General features: G+C 63.2%; 14 protein-coding genes. 11 read left to right on the top strand and 3 right to left on the bottom strand.

The window, feature by feature from the left end:
• Positions 1 to 39: 39 nt before the first annotated feature.
• Complete coding sequence (putA, locus tag ACNFBR_RS01435) at positions 40 to 3,993, bottom strand: trifunctional transcriptional regulator/proline dehydrogenase/L-glutamate gamma-semialdehyde dehydrogenase (RefSeq protein ID WP_416733383.1); 3,954 nt, start codon at positions 3,991 to 3,993, stop codon at positions 40 to 42.
• Between the two features lie 94 nt (positions 3,994 to 4,087).
• Positions 4,088 to 4,321: a hypothetical protein gene (locus ACNFBR_RS01430; protein ID WP_416733382.1), complete on the bottom strand. Its 234-nt coding sequence runs from the start codon at positions 4,319 to 4,321 to the stop codon at positions 4,088 to 4,090.
• Between the two features lie 29 nt (positions 4,322 to 4,350).
• Between ACNFBR_RS01430 and putP the strand changes: the two genes are divergently transcribed.
• The 9 genes from putP (at position 4,351) to ACNFBR_RS01385 (ending at position 15,212) form a co-directional block, all read left to right on the top strand.
• Positions 4,351 to 5,829, top strand: a complete 1,479-nt coding sequence (putP, locus tag ACNFBR_RS01425) for a sodium/proline symporter PutP (RefSeq protein ID WP_416733381.1) — start codon at positions 4,351 to 4,353, stop codon at positions 5,827 to 5,829.
• A 185-nt stretch (positions 5,830 to 6,014) separates the two neighbouring features.
• Positions 6,015 to 6,851: a 23S rRNA (adenine(2030)-N(6))-methyltransferase RlmJ gene (locus ACNFBR_RS01420; protein WP_416733380.1), complete on the top strand. Its 837-nt coding sequence runs from the start codon at positions 6,015 to 6,017 to the stop codon at positions 6,849 to 6,851.
• 220 nt (positions 6,852 to 7,071) lie between these two features.
• Positions 7,072 to 8,829 carry a carbamoyltransferase gene (locus tag ACNFBR_RS01415; RefSeq protein ID WP_012274504.1) on the top strand — a complete coding sequence of 586 codons (1,758 nt, stop codon included), beginning with the start codon at positions 7,072 to 7,074 and terminating at the stop codon, positions 8,827 to 8,829.
• Entirely contained in the window at positions 8,813 to 9,943 is a 1,131-nt protein-coding gene (locus ACNFBR_RS01410; protein ID WP_416733379.1) for a glycosyltransferase, read from the top strand. The genes ACNFBR_RS01415 and ACNFBR_RS01410 overlap by 17 nt, the downstream gene beginning before the upstream one ends.
• Complete coding sequence (locus ACNFBR_RS01405; RefSeq protein ID WP_416733378.1) at positions 9,943 to 10,839, top strand: antimicrobial resistance protein Mig-14; 897 nt, start codon at positions 9,943 to 9,945, stop codon at positions 10,837 to 10,839. The genes ACNFBR_RS01410 and ACNFBR_RS01405 overlap by 1 nt, the downstream gene beginning before the upstream one ends.
• On the top strand, positions 10,836 to 12,239 hold the full coding sequence (locus ACNFBR_RS01400) for a PIG-L deacetylase family protein (protein ID WP_416733377.1): 1,404 nt from the start codon (positions 10,836 to 10,838) through the stop codon (positions 12,237 to 12,239). The genes ACNFBR_RS01405 and ACNFBR_RS01400 overlap by 4 nt, the downstream gene beginning before the upstream one ends.
• A gap of 48 nt (positions 12,240 to 12,287) precedes the next feature.
• On the top strand, positions 12,288 to 13,244 hold the full coding sequence (locus ACNFBR_RS01395) for a glycosyltransferase family protein (RefSeq protein ID WP_416733376.1): 957 nt from the start codon (positions 12,288 to 12,290) through the stop codon (positions 13,242 to 13,244).
• Positions 13,245 to 13,309: 65 nt separating this feature from the next.
• Positions 13,310 to 14,083, top strand: a complete 774-nt coding sequence (locus ACNFBR_RS01390; RefSeq protein ID WP_416733375.1) for a glycosyltransferase family 2 protein — start codon at positions 13,310 to 13,312, stop codon at positions 14,081 to 14,083.
• Between the two features lie 37 nt (positions 14,084 to 14,120).
• On the top strand, positions 14,121 to 15,212 hold the full coding sequence (locus ACNFBR_RS01385; RefSeq protein ID WP_416733374.1) for a glycosyltransferase: 1,092 nt from the start codon (positions 14,121 to 14,123) through the stop codon (positions 15,210 to 15,212).
• A gap of 3 nt (positions 15,213 to 15,215) precedes the next feature.
• Here the strand turns inward: ACNFBR_RS01385 and ACNFBR_RS01380 are convergent, their stop codons facing one another.
• Positions 15,216 to 15,821 carry a toluene tolerance protein gene (locus tag ACNFBR_RS01380; protein ID WP_416733373.1) on the bottom strand — a complete coding sequence of 202 codons (606 nt, stop codon included), beginning with the start codon at positions 15,819 to 15,821 and terminating at the stop codon, positions 15,216 to 15,218.
• A 101-nt stretch (positions 15,822 to 15,922) separates the two neighbouring features.
• On the opposite strand from ACNFBR_RS01380, the gene ACNFBR_RS01375 reads away from it, so the two are divergent.
• Together ACNFBR_RS01375 and msbA are read left to right on the top strand one after the other, a co-directional pair.
• The gene (locus tag ACNFBR_RS01375; protein ID WP_416733372.1) at positions 15,923 to 17,098 is read left to right on the top strand and encodes an O-antigen ligase family protein; all 1,176 of its coding nucleotides are present in this window, start codon (positions 15,923 to 15,925) and stop codon (positions 17,096 to 17,098) included.
• A gap of 15 nt (positions 17,099 to 17,113) precedes the next feature.
• A complete protein-coding gene (gene msbA / locus ACNFBR_RS01370) occupies positions 17,114 to 18,922 on the top strand; it encodes a lipid A export permease/ATP-binding protein MsbA (RefSeq protein ID WP_416733371.1) in 1,809 nt (602 codons plus the stop codon).
• The last annotated feature ends 114 nt before the right edge of the window (positions 18,923 to 19,036 follow it).

Genomic DNA, 19,036 nt, shown 5'->3' with positions numbered 1-19,036 from the left:
GAGCCGAAGCTCTCCCTTTTCTTCAACAACCCTCAGCCATCAGCCAATGGTCATCAAGCTGGCGTTACCGCCCGCCGCCGCAGTGTTCACACTCACCGCCCGCTCGATCACCAACCGCTCCAACGCAATCTGATGATCCCCGCTGGACAACCCGTGCACACCGACGATCGCCCCGGCGCGCTTGGCCACTTGCTGGCAAACACCGCGCAGCTGGTCCGAGTCGCCATGGTGGATCACGGCGTCGAACGCCACTTCATCCTTGCTCCAGTCCGCCACCAGCTTGATCTTGGCCTGCAGCTCACGCGGCAGGCGCAGGCGCAGGGCTTTGCCCGGCTCCCCGTCAGCCCATACCGCCGAGCTACCAACGGCCAGTACTGCAGCCAACTGTGCCAGCAGGTCAGCCTCGTTGTCGGCCAGGCACAGCACGTGCTCGCGCGGCAGGATGGTGTAGCTGTTGCGCTCGCCGGTCGGGCCAGGCAGCAGGCGGGCGATGCCGCTCTGCGACTGGCTGGCGAACTGGTCGCACAGCGCAGCCAAGTCGGCCAACTGGTTGCTCTCGGCCCAGGCCTTCAGGCCATGCAGCGGCTTGATCAGCTGTTCGTGCAGGGTGCGGTCCGGCTTGCCTTCGCCATCCTGCTGCTGGAAGTGGCGGCCAATCGCGTCGGCCGGGCGGGTCGACAGCAGGCGGTACAGGTACAGCGGGCCGCCGGCTTTCGGGCCGGTGCCGGACAGGCCTTCACCGCCGAATGGCTGCACGCCCACCACCGCGCCAACAATGTTGCGGTTTACGTACATGTTGCCGGCATTGGCGGTCTCCACCACCTTGGCGATGGTCTCGTCGATGCGGGTGTGCACGCCGAGGGTCAGGCCGTAGCCGGAGTTGTTGATCTGCTCGATCAGCTGGTCCAGGTTGCGGCGGTTGTAGCGCACCACGTGCAGCACTGGGCCGAAGATTTCACGCTTGAGCTCGTCGAAGCTGTCCAGCTCGATCAGGGTCGGCATCACGAAGGTGCCGCGCTTGATCTCGGCAGCATCGGCAATGGCGACCTGATAGACCGAGCGGCCTTTCTCACGCATGCCTTGGATATGCTTCTCGATGCCGGCCTTGGCTTCGGCGTCGATCACCGGGCCGATGTCCACGGCCAGGCGGTCAGGGCAGCCCAGGCGGCTTTCGGCCATGGCGCCCTTGAGCATCTCGATCACGCGGTCGGCGGAGTCTTCCTGCAAGCACAGTACGCGCAGGGCCGAGCAACGCTGGCCGGCACTGTCGAAGGCCGAGGACACCACGTCGATCACCACCTGCTCGGTCAGTGCCGAGGAATCGACGATCATCGCGTTCTGGCCACCGGTTTCGGCGATCAGCGGGATTGGGCGGCCCTGGTTGTCCAGGCGGCCGGCGACGTTGCGCTGCAGCAGGCGGGCCACTTCGGTGGAACCGGTGAACATCACGCCTTTGACGCGCTCGTCACCGACCAGACCAGCACCGACGGTTTCACCGCGGCCTGGCAGCAGCTGCAGTACGCCTTCGGGGATGCCGGCTTCCAGCAGCAGGCGCACGGCCTGAGCGGCGATCAGTGGGGTTTGCTCGGCGGGCTTGGCCAGTACCGGGTTGCCGGCAGCCAGGGCCGCGGCCACCTGGCCGGTGAAGATCGCCAGCGGGAAGTTCCACGGGCTGATGCACACCACCGGGCCCAGTGGGCGGTGGGCGTCGTTGCTGAAGTCGTTGCGGGCCTGCACCGCGTAGTAGCGCAGGAAGTCCACGGCTTCACGCACTTCGGCGATGGCGTTGGCGAAGGTTTTGCCGGCTTCGCGGATGAGCAGGCCCATCAGAGGCTGGATCTCGGCCTCCATCAGGTCGGCGGTGCGCTCCAGAATGGCGGCGCGTTCGGCTGGCGGCGTGGCCTGCCAGATCGGTGCGGCATTCAGTGCGCACTGGATAGCGTTGTCGACGTCGGCGACGGTGGCTTCCTGTACATGGCCCACCACATCGCGAAGGTCGGCCGGGTTCAGCACCGGCACGGCAGCGCTATCGCTGGCGGCGCAAGCCAGCAGCGGGGTGGCTTTCCAGTCGTTGTGGGCGGTGGCCAGCATGGCGCAGGACAGCGACGCCAGGCGGTGTTCGTTGGCCATGTCGATGCCGGCCGAGTTGGCCCGCTCGTTGCCATACAGGTCACGCGGCAACGGGATGCGTGGATGTGGCAGGCCGATGCTGCCTTCCTGGGTGCCCATGCGCTCGATGCTGGCGACCGGGTCGGCGACCAGTTCCTGGATGGAGATCGAGTGGTCGGCGATACGGTTGACGAACGAGGTGTTGGCGCCGTTTTCCAGCAGGCGACGTACCAGGTAGGCCAGCAGCGTTTCGTGGGTGCCGACCGGCGCATAGACGCGGCATGGGCGGTTCAGCTTGCCATCGGCAATCTTGCCGACCACTTGCTCGTACAGCGGCTCGCCCATGCCGTGCAGGCACTGGAACTCGTACTGGCCCGGGTAATAGTTCTGCCCGGCGATGTGGTAGATGGCCGACAGAGTGTGGGCGTTGTGGGTGGCGAACTGCGGGTAGATGGCTTCCGGTACGGCCAGCAGCTTGCGAGCGCAGGCAACGTAGGACACGTCGGTGTACACCTTGCGGGTGTAGACCGGGTAGCCTTCCAGGCCTTCGACCTGGGCACGCTTGATTTCGCTGTCCCAGTAAGCGCCTTTCACCAGGCGGATCATCAGGCGGTGGCGGCTGCGCTTGGCCAGGTCGATGACGTAGTCGATCACGTATGGGCAGCGCTTCTGGTAGGCCTGGATCACGAAACCGATACCGTTCCAGCCTGCCAGCGAAGGCTCGAAGCACAGGCGTTCGAGCAGGTCGAGCGACAGCTCCAGGCGGTCGGCCTCTTCGGCGTCGATGTTCAGGCCGATGTCATATTGCTTGGCCAGCAGGGTCAGCGACAGCAGGCGCGGGTACAGCTCTTCCATCACGCGCTCGTACTGGGCGCGGCTGTAGCGTGGGTGCAGTGCCGACAGCTTGATCGAGATGCCCGGGCCTTCATAGATGCCGCGGCCATGGGAAGCCTTGCCGATCGAGTGGATAGCCTGCTCGTAGGACGCCATGTACTTCTGCGCGTCGTGCTCGGTCAGGGCGGCTTCGCCGAGCATGTCGTAGGAATAACGGAAGCCCTTGGCCTCGAAGCGGCTGGCGTTGGCCAGGGCTTCGGCGATGGTCTCGCCGGTCACGAACTGCTCGCCCATCAGGCGCATGGCCATGTCGACGCCCTTGCGGATCATCGGTTCGCCGCTCTTGCCGATGATGCGGGTGAGCGAGGAAGTGAGGCCGGATTCGTTATGGGTGCTGACCAGCTTGCCGGTCAGCAGCAGGCCCCAGGTGGCGGCGTTGACGAACAGCGACGGGCTGTTGCCCAGGTGCGGCTGCCAGTTGCCGGTGCTGATCTTGTCGCGGATCAGCGCATCACGGGTGCCCTTGTCGGGGATGCGCAGCAGGGCTTCGGCCAGGCACATCAGGGCCACGCCTTCCTGGGACGACAGCGAGAATTCCTGCAGCAGGCCCTGGACGATGCCGGCGCGGCCGCCAGCGCTCTTCTGGTTGCGCAGTTTTTCGGCGATGCCGGCAGCCAGCTTGTTGGTGGCTTCGGCCAGTGGTGCGCTCAGGCGCGCCTGCTCCAGCAGCATCGGCACCACTTCCTGCTCGGGGCGGCGGTAGGCGGCGGTGATGGCCGAACGCAGAACCGACTGCGGCAGGATGCTTTCGGCGAATTCGAGGAAGCACTGGTGGCTGTGGTCGGCCTGGACTTCACCGGCATCATCGGCCAGGTTGCTGACATGACCGTTGAGTTCGGTCAGGGTGGCGCCACCCTCGAGCTTCTCCAGATAGTTGAAGATCGCTTGCTTGATCAACCAGTGCGGCGTGCGGTCAATGGACTGCGCAGCTGCTTTGAGTCGCTCACGGGTCGGGTCGTCGAGTTTGACCCCAAGGGTGGTAGTCGCCATTTCTTATCCTCGTTATTGCCACGGTTGTGGCCTAAGCTGGCGCCAAGAGTAGCTGTAGGACAATTCGGGTGCAACCAGGTGCAACCCGAATTTTTCATACGCAAGGTGCAACTCGTCCGACAGCCATTTCCACATCCTGAAAAGGGGTGTTTTCGATGCGTTTTATTCTGAAAAACCGGCTTGTTGCTCCCAAAAGGAGCAAAAAATCGTTTTTTGCGGAAATTGCACGGGAAGGTGCAACTTGCAAATGAAAAATGGTTGCACCTGCTTTGTGTTGTTGCATAGGATTCGCCGCCTGGGTGCAACCGCCATGGCTGCGGTTGTGCATGAAATAAAAACAAACGCCAGGGCACACGCATGGGCAATCCACTAACGATCACCTTCGTGATCTACATCGCGGCAATGGTGCTGATCGGCTTCGCCGCCTATCGCTCCACCAACAACCTTTCCGATTACATTCTGGGCGGTCGCAGCCTGGGTAGCGTGGTTACCGCGCTGTCTGCCGGCGCATCCGACATGAGTGGCTGGCTGCTGATGGGCCTGCCGGGCGCCATCTACTTCTCGGGGCTGTCCGAAGCCTGGATCGCCATCGGCCTGACCGTGGGTGCCTACCTGAACTGGCTGTTCGTGGCCGGTCGTCTGCGCGTGCAGACCGAGCACAACGGCGACGCACTGACCCTGCCGGACTACTTCTCCAGCCGTTTCGAAGACCAAAGCGGCCTGCTGCGGATCATTTCGGCGATCGTTATCCTGGTGTTCTTCACCATCTACTGTGCCTCCGGCATCGTTGCCGGTGCCCGTCTGTTCGAAAGCACCTTCGGCATGTCGTACGAGACCGCCCTGTGGGCTGGCGCCGCGGCTACCATCGCCTACACCTTCATTGGTGGCTTCCTGGCAGTGAGCTGGACCGACACCGTGCAGGCTTCGCTGATGATCTTCGCGCTGATCCTGACTCCGGTGATCGTGCTGATCTCCACCGGGGGCTTCGACACCACCTTCGCTGCCATCGAGGCGGTGAACCCGGCCAACTTCGACATGTTCAAGGGCGCTACCTTCATTGGCATCATTTCGCTGATGGGCTGGGGCCTGGGCTACTTCGGTCAGCCGCACATCCTGGCGCGTTTCATGGCGGCTGATTCGGTGAAGTCGATCGCCAACGCCCGTCGCATTTCCATGACCTGGATGATCCTGTGCCTGGCCGGTACCTGTGCCGTGGGCTTCTTCGGTATCGCCTATTTCTCGGCCAACCCTGGCCTGGCGGGGCCGGTTACCGAGAACCACGAGCGTGTGTTCATCGAACTGGCCAAGATCCTGTTCAACCCATGGATCGCCGGTGTATTGCTGTCGGCCATTCTGGCGGCGGTGATGAGCACCCTGAGCTGCCAGTTGCTGGTGTGCTCCAGTGCTCTGACCGAGGACTTCTACAAGGCCTTCCTGCGCAAGAATGCTTCGCAGGTCGAGCTGGTGTGGGTCGGCCGTCTGATGGTGCTGGCCGTGGCGCTGATCGCCATTGCCATGGCTGCCAACCCGGAAAACCGCGTGCTGGGCCTGGTGGCCTACGCCTGGGCCGGCTTCGGCGCCGCCTTTGGTCCGGTGGTGCTGATTTCGGTGCTTTGGAAAGGTATGACCCGTAACGGCGCGCTGGCCGGTATCGTGGTCGGTGCGGTTACCGTGATCCTGTGGAAGCAGATCGATCCTTGGGGCCTGTACGAAATTATCCCAGGCTTCCTGCTGGCGAGTATCGCCATCTTGCTGGTGAGCAAGATGGGCAGCCCTTCGAAGGCGATGGTGCAGCGTTTCGAGACGGCTGATGCGGCGTATCACGCTGACAAGTAATACCCGTTGATTCGGCAGCGGCCTCTTCGCGGGCTTGCCCACTCCCACAGGTACTGCACAGGCTCCACGCGTTGTGCAGGCACTGTGGGAGCGGGCAAGCCCGCGAAGAAGCCACCGCCAATCAGCAGCCAGGCCTGACTCCGCCTGCAAGGCAAGGTAAACTTGCCACCCCCGCAGGAGTTGCCATGAATTATCGTCACGCCTTCCACGCCGGCAACCACGCCGACGTCCTCAAACACATCGTGCTGACCCGCCTCATCGCCCTGATGTCGCGCAAGGAGCAGCCGTTCGCCTACATCGATACCCACGCAGGGCTTGGTTTGTACGACCTGCAAGGTGACCAGGCAACCCGCACCGGCGAGTACCTGGAAGGCGTCGCCCGCCTGTGGAATCGCGATGACCTGCCAGCCATGGCCAGCGACTACCTGCGCGTCATCAAGCGGCTGAACGCCGACGGCGAGCTGCGCTACTACCCAGGTTCGCCCGAGTTGGCCCGCCGCCTGATGCGCCAGCAAGACCGCGCCCTGCTCAACGAGAAGCACCCCGAAGACGGGCCGCTGCTCAAAGAGAACATGAAGAAAGACCCGCGTGTGGTCGTGCACCTGGGTGAGGGTTGGCATGTGCCGCGGGCGCTGCTGCCCGTGCAGGAAAAGCGCGCGATCATGCTGATCGACCCGCCGTTCGAGCAGGCCGACGAGCTCAAGCGCTGTACCAATGCCATGAAAGAGGCCATTGGCCGCATGCGCCAGACGGTGGCGGCCATCTGGTACCCGATCAAGGACCAGCGCTCGCTGACCCGCTATTACCAGGACCTGACCAGCACCGGCGCACCGAAGCTGCTGCGGGTCGAGCTGTACGTGCACCACCAGGACAGCCCGCAGGGGCTCAATGGCTCTGGCCTGGCTATCGCCAACCCGCCGTGGGGGCTGGAGGAAGAGCTGCGCGAGCTGTTGCCGTGGCTGGCCAAAGAGCTGGCGCAGACGGACGGTAGCTACCGCATGGACTGGCTGATCGCCGAATAAGGTGGTTGAGGTTGTGCAGTTTCTGTGGGAGCAGCCTTGTGCTGCGAAGAGGCCGGGACAGGCCACGCATCTGTGTCGTCCTCGCGGCCCTCTTCGCAGCGCAAGGCTGCTCCTACAACGACCGTGCAGCGCTTGGTGTTTGCGTTATAATCCCGCCCTTTAGCCGCCACCCGCCCAAGAGGCCGCTGGCGCATTTTTACCGAATGAAGAGGCTAATCCCTTGGCATTGACGATTCTTGGCCTGTCCGGCGCCCTTAGCCATGACCCTTCCGCGGCCCTGTACATTGACGGCAAGCTGATTGCCGCCGCCGAAGAAGAGCGCTTCGTGCGTGACAAGCATGCGAAGAACCGCATGCCCTACGAGTCGGCGAAGTTCTGCCTGGAGCAGGCAGGCATCAAGCCGTCCGACGTCGACGTGGTAGCCATCCCGTTCGCCCCGATCAGCCTGTTCGGCAAGGCGCGCTGGCACTACGCCAAGCGCTACTGGTACGCCCCGGATCGCGCCCTCGACGCCATCCTGATGGGCAACCGCCGCTACAAGCGCTACCGCAAGAAGATCGTCTGGTGCCTGGAACAGTTGGGCTTCGACCCGAAAAAGGTCAAGATCGAGCCGGTCGAACACCACCTGGCCCACGCCTCCAGCGCCTACCACTGCTCGGGCTTCAAGGAAAAAACCGCCATCCTCGGCATCGACGGTAAAGGCGAGTACGCCACCACCTTCTTTGGCTACGGCGAAAACGGCAAGATCCACAAGATCAAGGAATTCTTCGACCCGGACTCCCTGGGTGGCCTGTACGGCGCGATCACCGAGTTCCTCGGTTTCGAGATGCTCGACGGCGAGTTCAAGGTCATGGGCATGGCGCCGTATGGCGACGCTAGCAAATACGACTTCTCGCGCCTGGCCAGCTTCGAAAACGGCGAGCTGGTGATCAACACCGAGTACGCCAACGTCATCGGCCTGCGCCGCTATAAAGAGAAGGGCAAGGGCTTCTACTTCTCGCCGAAGTTGATCGAATGGCTGGGCCCCAAGCGCGAAGGCGACATCGCCGACGAGCCGTACATCCATTACGCCGCCAGCATGCAGGCGCTGTTCGAGAAGCTGGCGCTGCAGATGATCGACCACTACCTGGGCGACACCCTGCGCGAAACCGGCAAGCTGGCCTTCGCCGGCGGCTGCGCGCTGAACGTCAAGCTCAACCAGAAGATCATCGCCCGCCCGGACGTGAAAGAGCTGTTCGTCCAGCCGGCCTCAGGCGACGCCGGCACCGCTGTTGGCGCCGCGGCCTATGTTTCCCACGCCCGTGGCGTACCGGTCGAGAAGATGGAACACGTCTACCTCGGCCCGTCGTACTCCAATGAAGACGTGATCGCCGCCTGCGCCCGTCACCCGAACCAGCCGAAGTGGCGCAAGCTGGAAAACATGCCCCAGCAGATCGCCAAGATCATGGTCGACGGCAACCCGGTGGCCTGGTTCCAGGGCCGCATGGAGTTCGGCCCGCGTGCCCTCGGTGGCCGTTCGATCATCGGCTGCCCGAGCGTCGAAGGCGTGGCTGACCGCATCAACCACCAGATCAAGTTCCGCGAACGCTGGAGACCTTTCTGCCCGTCGATGCTCGACACCGTTGCCCCGCAGATGATCAAGGTCGACCACCCGGCGCCGTTCATGACCTTCACCTTTGAAGTGGCTGAAGAGTGGAAGACCCGCGTGCCGGAAGTGGTGCACGAGGACGGCACTTCGCGTGCCCAGGTGCTCAAGCGCGAATACAACCCGCGCTACTACGACATGATGAAGGCGCTGGAAGACCTGACCGGCAACGGCGTGTCGCTGAACACCTCGTTGAACCGCCGGGGTGAGCCGATGATTTGCTCGCCGACCGATGCCCTGAACATGTTCTTCGGTTCGGACCTGCAGTACCTGATCATGGAAGACATCCTGGTCGTGAAGGACGGCGCCGCCGCCTATGACCAGCCGCTCTGAACCGCGCATTCTGCAGTTCTGCCATGGCTATGACGGGCCTTTCCTGGATTGCGCCCGTCAGTACGCCAGCCTGTTCCAGGGGCGTGGCTACCAGGTCACCACGGTGTTCCTTACCGGGGCCGCCGACCCGCAGGTAGCGGCCGGCTGCGCTTCGGACGAGGTGCTGTTCCTGGAGTTCAGCTCAAAGGCCGTGCGCGGCCTGAAGCTTGGGGCGATCCGCGCGTTGCGGCGGGTCGCGGCCGAGCGCAATTTCGCGTTCTGCATCGCCCATCGCTTCAAGCCGATTTACGTGGCGTTGCTGGGTACTAGCCTGCCGGTGATCGGTGTGCACCATGCTTTCGGTGATTACCAGCGCAAGGGGCGTCGCCTCTTCGCCAACCTGTTCAGCAAGCGCCTGAGCCTGCTGGGTGTATCCGATGCCGTGCGTGACGACATGCGTCGTTGCCTGCCCCAGTGGCCGGCCGAGCGCATCCAGACCCTGTACAACCGCATCGACATCGACGCCTTGCAAGCGGCCCTGGTGCCGCGTGCCGAGGCGCGCCAGGCCCTGGGCCTGGACGCGCAGGCGTGGATCGTCGGCAACGTCGGGCGTCTGCACCCGGACAAGGACCAGGCCACCCTGTTGCGCGGTTTTGCCCAGGCATTGCCTGGGTTGCCGACTGGCGCTCGCCTGGCGGTCCTGGGCAAGGGTCGCCTGGAGGCCAAGCTCAAGGCCCTGGCTGCCGAGCTGGGCATTGCCGGGCAGGTGGACTTCCTCGGCCAGGTGCCGGATGCACGCCGCTATTTCCAGGCCTTCGACGTATTCGCCTTGAGCTCCGACCATGAGCCGTTCGGCATGGTGCTACTCGAAGCCATGGTCGCGGGTGTGCCGGTGCTGGCCACGGCCTGTGGCGGTGCCCGCGAAGTGGTGGAGGGCGTAGGTGTACTGTTCCCGTTGGGCGATGCAGCGCAGCTGGCCGAGGGCCTGAAGCACATGGTCGTGCTGAACGCCGAGCAGCGCCAGGCTTGTGCCGAGCATATGCTGCAGCGCTTGCATGAGCGCTTCTCCGACCAGGCGGTGCGCGAGGCCTTCTGGCAACTGCCGCAGGTGCGTGCGCTGGTGGGGCAGGCCTGATGCTCAATCGTATCCAAGCCTTCCGCGAACGCGGTTGGCAAGCTATCGATGCCAAGGCCTACTCCGAGGCATGGGCGCGTTTTGGCGGCAGTGTCGCCACCCATCCGTTGGTGGTCGAACAACTGGCGGACTTGGCGCAGATCCCGGTACGTTACCTGGGCTGGCACCAGGCCGGCGAGCTGAAAGCCGCCATCCCTGCATGGGGGCACCACCTGGCGCTGTCCAAGGACGTGCTCAAGCGTGTCGGCAAGAAAGCCCTGTTCGACCTCGGCAATGCTGAAATCATCCTGCCGGCGGCGCCCGATGCCGGTGCACCGTTGCGCCATACCATGCGCTACCTGTCCGAACTGAACCAGGGTCGCTTCAGCGGCCTCAAGGCGCAAAAGGAACAGCTGGCCATGGCCCGGGCGCCTGAAGACCTGTCGAAGAAGTTCCGCTACAACCAGCGCCGAGAACTGCGCCTGCTGGAAGAGGCGGGTGGCCTGGTGCGCCCGATCAGCGATTTCAGCGCCCAGGAGATCGCCAGCATGTACTGCGACCTGTTCCTGCGCCGCTGGGGCTTCCCGGCCACGGGCGCCGAGCGCATGGCCGAGGTGCTGGAGCGCCTGCGCGAGCTGTTGATCGGCTCGGTGCTGTTGCTGGACGGCAAACCGATCGCCATCCAGCTGGTGTATCGCGTCGAAGCGCCGGAGTGGATCAGCGTCGAGTACATCAATGGTGGTGTCGACCCTGAAACCAAAGCCTTCAGCCCCGGCAGCGTGCTGAGCTTCCTCAATACCCAAGCCGCCTGGGAAGATGCCCGTGCGCGCAACAAGCCACTGCGGTTCTCGTTCGGCCGTGCCGACCGCGAGTACAAGGATCGCTGGTGCAACCCTGTGCCGGTGTATCAGGCGTGAGCCGCAAGCAGCAGTTGCTCAAGCGCCACCGGCGCAACAAGCGCCTGGGCCTGCTGGCGGGCCTGGCTGCGCTGGTCGCCGTGGGGATATTCACCTGGTGGTGGCTACCGTTGCTGCTGTTGCCGCTGCTCTGGGCCGCTCACGAAGCCTGGTTTGCCGACCACCTGTTCTATGCGCCAGGCGAGGATTACGCCTATGACTTCGGCGACCAGGCGCAGCCGTTGCCTGCCAGCCTGCAGGCGGGGTTGCTCAAGGCCGAGTGCACGTTGCGGGGCGACGAAACCCTGGTGCTGGAGCTGCAGGTAAAAAGCAGCTGGCTGGGGCGCTTCCTCGACCCGCGGGTCGAGCTGACCGCTGCCGATCAGGTCGATCGGCAAACCTTCGAGCGTGGTGTCGGTGGTGTACGTTTCCTTAACCTGACTGGCCTGGCTGCACCGCTGCAGGCCGGCACCTTGCGCCTGCGCGGTCGGCATTGCCGCCTGCTGGGCCAGCCCCGTCTGTGGATAACCCCAGCGGTGGAATTGCAGCGGCGCCGGGTAATGGTGATTGCGCCACATGCCGACGATGCCGAGCTGGCCGCATACGGTCTTTACAGCCAGGCTGACGAAACTTGGGTGGTAACCCTGACTGCCGGCGAAATCGAAGCCGAGCACTACCAGCAGATGGGCCTGGATAAAGCCGAAGCCGCACGCCTGAAGGGCCGCCTGCGTGCCTGGGACAGCATCGCCGTACCGCGTTGGGCCGGTGTGCCGGAATCGCGTTGTGTGCAACTGGGCTATTTCTGCCTGCAACTGCCGGCCATGCAAGCCGCGCCCGACCAGCCGGCTGCCTCCCGCGAAGCTGACCTGGCCGATATCCGTCTGTTCCGCCAGTTCAACCCGTTCCCGTTGCCGGGTGATGGCGATGGCGCGCCAACTTGGCACAACCTGCTGGCCGACCTGCGTGCCTTGCTGGAACTGGCCAGGCCAGAGGTGCTGGTGATGCCGCACCCGCAGCTCGACCCGCACCCCGACCACATCTGCGCCCAGGCGGCGGTGCTGGAGGCCTTGCAAGGCTCGGCCTGGCAGCCTCAGACCCTGCTGTGCTACGCCAACCACCTGCATGACAACGACCGCTGGCCCATGGGCGATAGCGGCGATGGCGTGGCCTTGCCGCCGCAATTGAGTGCCGCCCAGGCCTGGGCCCCTTGCAGCCTGGTGCTGGACCTGGCGACCCAGCGCGACAAGGCCATGGCCCTGGGCATGATGCACGACCTGCAGCCACCGGCCCCGTTCAAGCGCCGTCTGCGCCGCTTGTTGCAACGCTGGCTGGCGGGGCGGCGTCCCTCGCCTTACGGGGAGAACGAGTTCTTCCGCAAGGCCGTGCGCCGACATGAACTGTTTTGGCGGCGTGAGCTGTAACCACGCCCCATGCTTGACCGCGATGGCGCCGAGCGCCCAAGGAACGTTATGAAAGTCCTATTTCTGGTACAGAAGGAACAGCGGGCGATTCTCGACCGCCTGTACGATGGCGTCGCGGCCAACTGCGAGTGCGACCTGCGCTGGCTGACCAGCGAAGACCAGCGCAACCTGCGCCGCTATTTCAAGCGTGAGGTGCAGGTCGAGCGCTACGACCGCATCGTGTTCTTCCTGCGTTTCAAGCAAGAGATCCGCCAGGTGGCCTTCATCCGCACCGTGCCGAACCTGGTCATCCTCGAGCACGACGCCTACCAGAACTACATCCCGTGCAAGTACACCGGCAAATTCAGCGCCCATTACCGTCAGCTGCCATGGGCGCGGGTGATCAGCTCTGGCTACATGGTCAGCGAGCGCCTGCGCCAGGAAGGGTTCGACGCGGTGTTCGTGCCCAAGGGCTATGACGAGCAGTTGCTGGCCGACCAGGGGCGCGAGCGCGACATCGAACTGGCGTTCGTCGGCAGTGTCAACAGCGTGGCCTACAGCGGTCGCAAGGCGCTGCTGGACGAGTTGGGGCAGGTCGAGAACCTGCTGGTAACCCGCACCAAGTCGGGCGAAGACTACTGCAACACGCTCAACCGTATCCGTTTCTTCGTCAGTGCCGATGTCGGCATGGGCGAGTACATGATCAAGAACTTCGAAGCGATGGCCTGTGGCTGTGTATTGCTGGCATACGACCAGGGCGAGGAAGAGAACCGCGCCCTGGGCCTGCAGGACATGCACAACGTGGTGTTCTATGACAACATCCCGACCCTTCAGGAAAAGCTGCAGCGTTTGCGTGCAGACCCTGAACTGGCCCGGAATATTGCAGAGAATGGCCGCCATCTGGCGGTTTCACGTTTCAGTTTTGGCGCAGTTGGACGTAGCATCGTCGACCACATGCGCCCGGCGCTCAGGCCCCACCCACCGTTGTCTGCGTGGCAGCGGTTGCGCCTGAAGCTGGGCATCTAAATAAGAGCTTTCGCGCCCAGGAGCGGGATGTTGAAAGCCGACAGTCGCAATGCGGAGGGAGTCCGGTGCGCTTTTCAAATGAGAGTGACGTCACGCTCGTCGTGACCAGTTGTGGGCGGTTCGATCTGCTCAAAGACACCCTTGAGAGTTTCGATCGCTACAACACCGCGCCCATTCGCGAGGTATTCATCACCGAAGATTCCGGTGACGATGCCGTGCACGCCGCTGTGCCGGAGCACTGGAAGCCGTACTGCAAGGTGTTCGTCAACCGGCCCAAGCTTGGCCAGTTGCCGTCTATCGACCTGGCCTATAGCCACGTCAAGACGCCGTACATCTTCCACTGCGAAGACGACTGGCATTTCTACCGCCAAGGCTTCGTCGAAGACTCGCGGGCCATTCTGCAGGTCAGCCCCAACCTGTTGCAGGTGTGGCTGCGCAGCCATGCCCACGACCTGGCTATCCACAGCCCGTACATCCACCTGGGTGATCGCCAGGTGATCGCTGGTGTGCCGTGTTATCCGCTGCTTTCCGACAAGGCCGAATGGCAGGCGTTCTCGCTCAATCCTGGCCTGCGTCGTTTGAGCGATTACCAGCGCTGCGCGCCATTTGCCGCCTATGCTGGAGAGAAGGCGCTTTCCCGCCGCTACGCTGAGTTAAATCTGACAGCGGTCACCTTGGAGGGTGATGCAGTATTGCACACTGGATTTGGTAATCACGTGACCTTGCCCATTGAAGTGGAGCGTAAGGCCAAGCGTCGTCAACGTGATCGGATGAAACTGGCATTGACGCTGGTGGCGGGTGCCTTGATCGGCATGGGTATCACCATTTTTGTTCAATGAAGTCGCTGTCCCACCTGACATGAGCGGGAGAGGGCCCATGAACATCGTCAATATGATGTGGGCGGGTGGAACGCCGTATATGTCCATCCACAAGGTGCATCGGCAGGTGTTGTCGAACGCGGGTGCCGATGCCCGTATCAGTAACTGGCTGCTACTGGGCAGCGGGCTTTGCTGTGGGCTCGGTTCGACCCGGGAGTGGCACATGCCGTCACGTGCGCTCAAAGGGCGGCACTTGTGGCGCTTGCTGCGCCCTTGGTTGCGCATGCGCTTGCGCAAGGCGCTGGCCGAAGCCAGGGCAGAAATCGTGCTGCTCGACGGTATTGGCGTCGCGCGGCTGGTGCTGCCGCTGCTGCAGCATATTCCAGAGGTGCGTGCCAAGGTGCTGTTCCATGGCAAGACACGTCTGCATGCCAGCGATATTCGCCTGCTGCGGATGCTCCCGGCCGAGCGCCTGAGTATCGCGGCAGTGTCGCAGACCCTGGCCGAGTCGCTGGAGCGCGACCTGGGCAGGCCGGTGCAGACGCTGCGCATGGCGCTCGACCCGCTGGCGTTCGTCGAACCGTTGCTGAGCCGGGAGCAGGCCAGGCAGGCGCTGCAGTTGCCTAGTAACGGCGGCGTGATGCTGGGTGCGGTAGGGCGACTGGTAGAGAGCAAGGGCTTCGAAATGCTGATCGAAGCATTTGCCAAGGCCGGTGCACGGCAACCGGGCCTGCAGTTGGCGATCATTGGTGAGGGGCCGCAGCATGCCGTGCTGCAGGAGCGCATCGATGCGCTGGGCCTGGCGGGTCGCGTTCATCTGTGCGGCCACCGCGAAGACCTGCAGCGGCTGTATCGGGCGTTCGACTGGCTATTGGTGCCGTCGCGTTCCGAAGGCCTGGGGCTGGTGGTGCAGGAGGCGGTGATGGCCGATGTGCCGGTGGTGTGCAGCGACTTGCAAGTGTTCCGCGAGCAGTTGCGCGAAACCGGGGGCTACCTGCCCGTTGCCGACGAGTGCGCCTGGGCCGAGGCAATCGAGCGTTGCACGGCGCTCAGCGCTTCGGCGGTTGCCGCAAAGCAGCGCCAGGCACTGGCACCGGAGCAGGCCTGGCAGGCGTTCTGCAACGGCTCGCAGAGCCTGTTGCGCAGCTGACGCTCAGCGCGCCAGCAGGGCTGCCTCGAAGGCGGCGAGGGGGAACCGGTCGCCCAGGTTCTCCCGCTCGATATAGCGCACCATATGTTGCACATTGCGCCGAATCATGCGTGCCGACAGTGGCGGGCGCAGGAAACGCATGTCGGCGACGTCGATCAGGCCCAGGTGCTGGTCCGGGGTGACCACTACATTGCCCAGGTGCAGCGAGCGGAAGTACACACCGCTGCGGTGCAACTGGCGGATCAGTGCGATCAAGCGTGGCAGGTAAATGTCCCAGCTGAAGCCTTCGTCGCGCGACATCTGCAACAGCGTGCGCCCGGGTAGCGGGCGATACAGCACGGCGGTACGGCCTGGCAGGTCGAGCTTGTGCTGGCTGATCACCTCGAGGGTGGGGATGCCCAGTTGCGCCAGGCGGGCGGCGTTATCGACGAAGCGCTGCGAGTAGGGACGCAGCAGTGCAGATGAAATCAGTCGTTTCCTACGAAAAACCTTGAGGAAATTTCCATTCGCGAGCAGGTAGACTTTGGCGCCATGGCTGTCTGCCTCAAGCACCTGTGCGCCTTGTGTCAGCTGATCGAAGTCGACCTGGGTGAGCCGGGAGCATTGCATGAATAGAGCCTTGTCGTCTGGCGAGCAAAATGACCGGCAATAATGCCGAAAATAATGCGGTAGCACCATGGATGGTGCCTTTGATTCATCGGGGGAAATGGATGTTGTATCAAAAAAACTGGGCACGGGCCTGGTTAGGATTGGGTCTGGTCTGGTTCCTGGCGGCGATTGCCCTGGCACCGAGCAACAAGGTTTATCAGCAGGGGCTGGTGTTGTTCCTGTGGCTGCCAACGCTGGTATTGGCCTGGTCAGCCCGTGACGTGCTGGTGCAAGCCTGGAAGCGTCAGCCGGCGCTGTGGGGGAGCGTGTTGCTGCTGTTGGCCTGGAGTGGGCTGAGCCTGGTGTGGTCGTCTGCCGAAGATGACGGGCGCGAGGTCAAGCGGCTGCTCTACATCCTGGTCTTCCTGCTGGCGTTTCCGCTGCTGGCCCAACTGGGCTTGGCCCGCATTCGCCAGTTGCTGTTGCTTGGTAGCGCGCTGCTGGCCATCGCGGCGCTGGTCTCCATCATCAATTTCTACGGGTTGCAGCACATGCCTTTGCTGTTCAGGCTGGCGGGTATCGGTGAGATATCCCACCCCATCCTGGGCGCCTATGTCATTGGCTCGGCCGTGCTCTTTCTGCTCTACGAGCCGCCTCGGCAGCGTGGCTTGCAGGTGTTGTGGCTGGCGGCACTGGCTTGCCTGGGTGCATTTGCCATGCTCAGCCAAAGCCGTGGGGCCATTCTGGCGCTGGTGATCACCGTGGTGATGGCGCCGCTGTGGTTCCGCGACCGCCACAGCCGGGTGTTTTCCATCCTGGCGGTCTTTGCCACGGGCCTTGCCTTCTACTTCGTGTACGATCTGATCGCCAAGCGCGGCTCGTCGTACCGGCCGGAAATCTTCCATGCCGTGGTGGACATGATCGCTGCGCATCCCTGGACAGGCCTGGGCCTGGGCTCGGCCTACGACGTGAGTGCGGTTGGCAAGCATTTCGACCATACCCACAATATGTTCACCCACATCGCGGTCGAGATGGGCCTGCCCGGTATGCTGCTGTGGGTCTTGGTATGGCTGTTCACGCTGGGTGAAATCGTGCGCGCCCGTGGCACCTTGTTCGGCAAGGTCCTGCTGGGGTTCTGGGTGTATTCGACCCTGGCCATGCAGTTCGATGCTGCCAGCCTCACCGGTACGCCGCGTGCAGAATGGTTCATCAGCTGGTTGCCGGTGGGCCTTGCCATGATGCTGCCATGGGGGCGTGCCGAAAATGACGCCTGTGGTAAAATTTCCGGTTCAACCTGAACAGCGAGCTCGATAATGGCCGAAACCCCGCGACCGGCGGAGCACACCTCCAGCCTGAAGATCTACTTCCGGCTGCTGAGCTATGTGAAACCCTATGTCGGCATTTTCCTGCTGAGCATTGTCGGTTTCGTGATCTTTGCCTCGACCCAGCCGATGCTGGCCGGCATTCTCAAGTATTTCGTCGATGGGCTGAGCAACCCCGAAGCGGTCTTGTTCCCCAACGTCCCCTACCTGCGTGACCTGCAGTTGCTGCAGGCGGTGCCGCTGTTGATCATCCTGATCGCCGCCTGGCAGGGCCTGGGTTCGTTCCTTGGCAACTACTTTCTGGCCAAGGTTTCCCTGTGCCTGGTGCACGACCTGCGTGTGGAGTTGTTCAACAAGCTGCTGGTGCTGCCTAACCGCTACTTCGACAACCACAACTCCGGGCACTTGATTTCGCGCATCACCTTCAACGTGACCATGGTCACCGGCGCGGCTACCGACGCCATCAAGGTGGTGATCCGCGAAGGCCTGACGGTGGTCTTCCTGTTTGCCTACCTGCTGTGGATGAACTGGCACCTGACCTTGGTAATGGTCGCCATCCTGCCGGTAATCGCGGTGATGGTCAGTGTCGCCAGCAAGAAATTCCGCAAGCAGAGCAAGAAGATCCAGGTGGCCATGGGCGACGTGACCCATGTCGCTTCGGAAACCATCCAGGGTTACCGCGTGGTCCGCAGCTTCGGTGGCGAGGCCTACGAGGAGCAGCGTTTCGGCAAGGCCAGCCAGAGCAACACCGACAAACAACTGCGCATGACCAAGACCGGCTCGCTGTACACGCCGATGCTGCAGCTGGTGATCTACAGCGCCATGGCTGCGCTGATGTTCCTGGTGCTGTTCCTGCGTGGCGAGTCCACCGCCGGTGACCTGGTGGCCTATATCACCGCCGCCGGCCTGCTGCCCAAGCCGATTCGCCAGCTTTCGGAAGTCAGCTCGACCATCCAGAAGGGCCTGGCAGGCGCCGAGAGCATCTTCGAGCAGTTGGACGAAGAGCCTGAAGTGGATACCGGTACTGTCGAGAAGGAACGCGTGGAAGGGCGCCTGGAAGTGCGCAACCTGAGCTTCACCTACCCGGGGACCGAGCGTGAAGTGCTGAGCGACATCAGTTTTGTCGCCGAGCCTGGGCAGATGATCGCCCTGGTAGGCCGCTCCGGCAGTGGCAAGTCGACCCTGGCGGCCCTGATCCCGCGCTTCTATCACCACGATCAGGGGCAGATTCTGCTCGATGGCGTGGAGATCGAGAACTATCGCCTGCGCAACCTGCGTCGCCATGTTTCGCAAGTCACCCAGCACGTCACCCTGTTCAATGACACCGTGGCCAACAACATCGCCTATGGCGACCTGGCGGGCGCACCGCGTGCAGACATCGAGGCCGCCGCGGCCGATGCCTATGCCAAGGAGTTCGTCGACCGGCTGCCGAAGGGCTTCGATACTGAAGTGGGTGAGAACGGTGTACTGCTTTCCGGTGGTCAGCGCCAGCGCCTGGCAATTGCCCGGGCACTGCTGAAAAACGCGCCGCTGCTGATCCTCGACGAGGCTACCTCTGCGTTGGACACCGAGTCCGAGCGGCATATCCAGGCGGCCCTGGATCACGTCATGCAGGGCCGTACCACGCTGGTGATCGCTCACCGTCTGTCGACCATCGAAAAGGCCGACCAGATCCTGGTCATGGACCAGGGGCGCCTGGTGGAGCGTGGCACGCATGCCGAGCTGCTTGCGGCTAATGGCCATTATGCCCGCCTGCATGCCATGGGCCTGGACGAGCCGGCCAAGGCCGATATCACCTGAACCCCCTTGATCGGGGCCGTCATGGCCCCGATTGTCACGGGAATTTTCCGGGGACGATCTGGCCATAAAGCCGTCGATTACCCTGTGCTAATATCCTGCCCCTGTTCATTATTT

The sequence above is a fragment of the Pseudomonas sp. NY11955 genome (genome assembly GCF_048068035.1).
Lineage (GTDB): Bacteria > Pseudomonadota > Gammaproteobacteria > Pseudomonadales > Pseudomonadaceae > Aquipseudomonas.
This window is presented reverse-complemented; position numbering and strand designations above follow the sequence as displayed.